Genomic DNA, 4,376 nt, shown 5'->3' with positions numbered 1-4,376 from the left:
GAGTATGACGGCAGTGCTGCCATACTTTCTAATATTATCTTGAGGAGTAAAACAGGTATGACTTCATATGTTGATAAACAAGAAATTACAGCAAGCTCAGAAATTGATGATTTGATTTTTTCGAGCGATCCATTAGTTTGGTCTTACGACGAGCAGGAAAAAATCAGAAAGAAACTCGTGCTTGATGCATTTCGTCATCATTATAAACATTGTCGAGAATATCGTCACTACTGTCAGGCACACAAAGTAGATGACAATATTACGGAAATTGATGACATACCTGTATTCCCAACATCCGTTTTTAAGTTTACTCGCTTATTAACTTCTCAGGAAAACCAGATTGAAAGTTGGTTTACCAGTAGCGGCACGAATGGTTTAAAAAGTCAGGTCGCACGTGACAGACTAAGTATTGAGAGACTCTTAGGCTCTGTGAGTTATGGCATGAAATATGTTGGTAATTGGTTTGATCATCAAATGGAATTGGTCAACTTGGGGCCGGATAGATTTAATGCTCATAACATTTGGTTTAAATATGTTATGAGCTTGGTAGAGTTGCTATATCCCACGACATTTACCGTAACAGAAGAACGAATAGATTTCGTTAAAACATTGAATAGCCTTGAACGAATAAAGAATCAAGGGAAAGATATTTGTCTTATCGGTTCGCCATACTTTATCTATTTACTCTGCCATTATATGAAAGATAAAAATATCTCATTTTCTGGGGATAAAAACCTTTATATTATAACGGGAGGCGGCTGGAAAAGTTACGAAAAAGAATCCCTGAAACGCGATGATTTCAATCATCTTTTATTTGACACTTTCAACCTCAGTGATATTAGTCAGATCCGAGATATATTTAATCAAGTTGAACTCAACACTTGTTTCTTTGAGGATGAGATGCAACGTAAACATGTTCCACCGTGGGTAGATGCGCGAGCGCTTGATCCTGAAACGTTGAAACCTGTACCTGATGGAACGCCGGGGTTGATGAGTTATATGGATGCGTCAGCAACCAGTTATCCTGCATTTATTGTCACCGATGATGTCGGGATAATTAGCAGAGAATATGGTAAGTATCCCGGCGTGCTCGTTGAAATTTTACGTCGCGTCAATACGAGGACGCAGAAAGGGTGTGCTTTAAGCTTAACCGAAGCATTTGATAGTTGATATCCTTTGCCTAATTGTAAGTGGAATGCTTGCGTTATATAAATCTGAATGACATCTACACTTTACAAAATTCTCCAAAACATCCACATTTGGGTGCTTGATAGAAGTTTGTGGGGTTGGTTTAACACTGTTTTCATTGTTATCATTGGCTCAAAGCAAAAGGAGATAACATGAAAAAATTGGCAGTTATGCTTGCATTGGGAATGATTAGCTTTGGTGCAATGGCAGTTGATGGGTATAAAGATGCAAAGTTTGGCATGACAGAAGAAGAGTTTCTTTCGAAGAGGTTATGTGATTTTGAAAAGTTTGAGGGAGATTCTCGAATAGAAGAAGTATCACTTTATTCATGTTCTGACTTTTCGTTTGCTAACAAAAAGCGTGAAGCAATGGCATTTTTTTTAAATGGAAAATTTAAAAGATTAGAGATTAATATTGGCAGACTTGTGAAGCCAGTAAGCAAATCGTTAACGAAAAAGTACGGAGATGGATCATCGTATCCATCAAAAGAAGAATTTGAGAACGCGCTAAAATACAATGGAACTATGTCTATAGGTTATGATAATAATACGGTATTAGTTGATATACATATAATATGTGGCAAAGAAGGCATAGAAACCAGTCAACTGATTTATACGAGTCCAGATGTTTATACGCTCCCAGATTTCGGAGAAAAAATCCAAGAATTAAAGGGATTAAAAGAATTCCAAGAATTACTGGAATTAGATCGTGAAAAACTGGATGAAGATGTTTGAGACGACAATAGCCACCTTCGGGTGGTTTTTTATATCTGTTTAGTCTCCAACATTTTGTAGTTAATATCTTTTGCCTAATGCTTTCGAGGTAAATATATTGCTGTTTTGTCGAACCCTGTTCTAGGGTTTTCGATCTTCCCGGCATTGGGGGTATATACAAGTAAAAAGGCCGGGTATTTATGAACTAACCCCAACTTGATCAGATTCTCAATAATTGAGAAGAAAAAATAACTGGTTCAGAAATAAAGTATGATAGGTAGAAAACAGTGCCTTAATAAATTACAGGAGTTATAATGACTACAAGGTTTGATATAGAATAAGGAAGACTGGCTTACACGGAGAAGTTAGGAATAGTAAGTAAAGAATCTTGAAATCCATAGGGTATAAAAACAAGTCATGATATAATTCATATTAGCGAACAGACTGGAATTAATTTAGATGTGGAATATGCTGGGATTTCGATTGAGTAGTTTTATACGTATAATCGTTGTGATATCTATTCTCATTGGATGTACTTTGATTTTTATTATGTCGCTTGCAAATGTTAATTTTTCATATACGAAAGTGAATTTTATCTATTATAATATGTTTACCTTTGAGGAAATTAAAAATATCCCCTTAGTTTCAGATGATTATGTCATATATTATGATTAGCCTGATGGAACACCAACAATGACTAATAAAATTGTTTTCTCAAATGTGAATTCGAATAGTAAAGCAGAGTTAATAAAGTATGTTGAAAGTATGGGTTTTGAAAAATACTTTGACGAATATTGGCATGATGAATATTGGCGTAAAGATAATGTCCTCATAAATATAAAACAAAATGTTACGAAGCGTACCATTTTGTTTTTAGTCGAGAAGAATTAAAGTCCCGTACCTATTTTGAACTGAGCTTGTGAGTATTTACCCTATTAATGTTTTGGCTTTTGCTCTGACCTCGGCTAAAACATCATCAGAAACTTTACCTTTCTTGATGGCGTTACATTTCCTCCAGTCAAGGCTTTTTACTTGATCGGAAAGCACAACACTGTCGGGGTTTCTACTAATTACAACCTCAAAAGGATAATCTTTCATTTTCGTTGTCATAGGGCAACATAGCATCAACCCTATTTGACCGTTATAAGTCGCAGGGCTTAGTACAAGAGCGGGGCGATGTCCGGCATGTTCACGCCCCGTTTGCGAGTCAAAATCAAGCCAAATAATATCTCCCATATCAGGAATATAGCGATTAATCACTTATAATATTTCCTTTCCTACTGGTGCGTCGAAATCTACCTCAGCATGAATATTTTCATCTTTTACGCCAGCCAATAATGCATCAAGGTTATATTCTTTTGCTTTGACAGGAACAATTAATACTTTTCCATCTTCTACAGAAATATTGACGATGTCATCAACACTTAAAGACGCCATTTTTATAACAGCTATGGCATCCTTACTGATGGGCCATTTCTCCACTTTTTAATCGTCGCCTGAGACATGATTTATTCTCTCCATAAGTTAGAGGTTAATCCATCCAGTCCTATGATAGTGAATAGAGGCTAATTTGAGTTCTAACGAACATCCAAAAAATTGCACCCCTATGTATGACTTGGTGTCTAATATTTGGGGTGCAGTTCAGTAAACCTGAACTCAGGTTGTTGATTTTTAGGGATGAGATAAATGGACAGGTTTAAATAACGGAGTCAGTTTGGAAATATCAACTGTCTTTTCTGCTTTATCAAGGCTATAAGTTTCTTGCAGTTTTAGCCACAACCGTGGGGAGCTACCAAGTACTTTTGATAGTTTTATTGCCATCTCTGGTGTGACTGCTGCTTTACACGACACTAGACGTTGAGCTGTAGATGGAGCAACATTCAATGCTCGCGCTAGATCACGAATGCCTAAACCGAGTTCTTCCAAAGAGTCAGCAATAATTTCGCCTGGGTGAGGCGGGTTAAACATTTTCATTAGTGATAATCCTCGTAGTTAACGATGTACGCATCACCATCGATAAATTCGAATGTTACACGCCAATTTCCTGAAATGGTAATTGCCCACTGTCCTTGTCTGTTTCCCGTTAAAGGATGTAGATTGTATCCGGGAAGATTGATTTCCCCTATATCCTCAGCTTCGTTAATAACAGCGAGTCGTTGGCGGAGTTTGTTTGCATGTTGAAGGTTAATTCCAACAGAAACACCTTTTTCAAAAAATTGGCGCAGTCCTTTATGCTTGAAACTCTTTATCATTCCTTATCGCTCCGTGTTGCGCTACAAGAAATCTTATAGCAAAGTGTTCCTTGTTACGCAACATCATTTGAACTAAGGTGTGACGGTGAGGGAGGGATGGATTCGCTGCGCTCACCCTACGGGCCGCCGTTGGCGCTCCAAAACGGCAGGCCGTTTTGTCGAACCCTAGTCGAGGGTTCTCGACCCTCCCTGCATCGGGGGTATATACAAGTAAAAAAGCCCA

7 protein-coding genes and 1 other RNA gene are annotated in these 4,376 nt (G+C 37.6%); 3 read left to right on the top strand and 5 right to left on the bottom strand.

Features of this window, described 5'->3' with window-relative positions:
* From luxE to OO184_RS24545, 3 genes are all read left to right on the top strand, one after another.
* Positions 1-1,170: long-chain-fatty-acid--protein ligase LuxE (gene luxE / locus OO184_RS24555; protein ID WP_265381410.1), on the top strand; the 1,170-nt coding region annotated here is incomplete at its 5' end.
* A gap of 170 nt (positions 1,171-1,340) precedes the next feature.
* Positions 1,341-1,922: an HI_1492 family protein gene (locus OO184_RS24550; protein WP_049581804.1), complete on the top strand. Its 582-nt coding sequence runs from the start codon at positions 1,341-1,343 to the stop codon at positions 1,920-1,922.
* A 672-nt stretch (positions 1,923-2,594) separates the two neighbouring features.
* On the top strand, positions 2,595-2,792 hold the full coding sequence (locus OO184_RS24545) for a hypothetical protein (protein ID WP_265381409.1): 198 nt from the start codon (positions 2,595-2,597) through the stop codon (positions 2,790-2,792).
* Between the two features lie 36 nt (positions 2,793-2,828).
* On the opposite strand, the gene mazF is transcribed toward OO184_RS24545, so the two are convergent.
* The 5 genes from mazF to OO184_RS24520 form a co-directional block, all read right to left on the bottom strand.
* Positions 2,829-3,161 (bottom strand): endoribonuclease MazF, encoded by a 333-nt coding sequence (gene mazF / locus OO184_RS24540; protein WP_265381408.1) that lies wholly within the window; start codon positions 3,159-3,161, stop codon positions 2,829-2,831.
* Positions 3,162-3,383 carry an AbrB/MazE/SpoVT family DNA-binding domain-containing protein gene (locus OO184_RS24535; RefSeq protein ID WP_265381407.1) on the bottom strand — a complete coding sequence of 74 codons (222 nt, stop codon included), beginning with the start codon at positions 3,381-3,383 and terminating at the stop codon, positions 3,162-3,164.
* A gap of 189 nt (positions 3,384-3,572) precedes the next feature.
* Entirely contained in the window at positions 3,573-3,875 is a 303-nt protein-coding gene (locus OO184_RS24530; RefSeq protein ID WP_265381406.1) for a HigA family addiction module antitoxin, read from the bottom strand.
* Entirely contained in the window at positions 3,875-4,153 is a 279-nt protein-coding gene (locus OO184_RS24525; RefSeq protein ID WP_265381405.1) for a type II toxin-antitoxin system RelE/ParE family toxin, read from the bottom strand. The genes OO184_RS24530 and OO184_RS24525 overlap by 1 nt, the downstream gene beginning before the upstream one ends.
* A gap of 80 nt (positions 4,154-4,233) precedes the next feature.
* A non-coding RNA gene (locus OO184_RS24520) (RtT sRNA) lies at positions 4,234-4,357 on the bottom strand.
* Positions 4,358-4,376: the final 19 nt, after the last annotated feature.

The sequence above is a fragment of the Photorhabdus aballayi genome (assembly GCF_026153155.1).
Taxonomy (GTDB): domain Bacteria; phylum Pseudomonadota; class Gammaproteobacteria; order Enterobacterales; family Enterobacteriaceae; genus Photorhabdus; species Photorhabdus luminescens.
The sequence above is the reverse complement of the archived record's forward strand: the minus strand, read 5'-3'. Positions and strand labels throughout refer to the sequence as shown.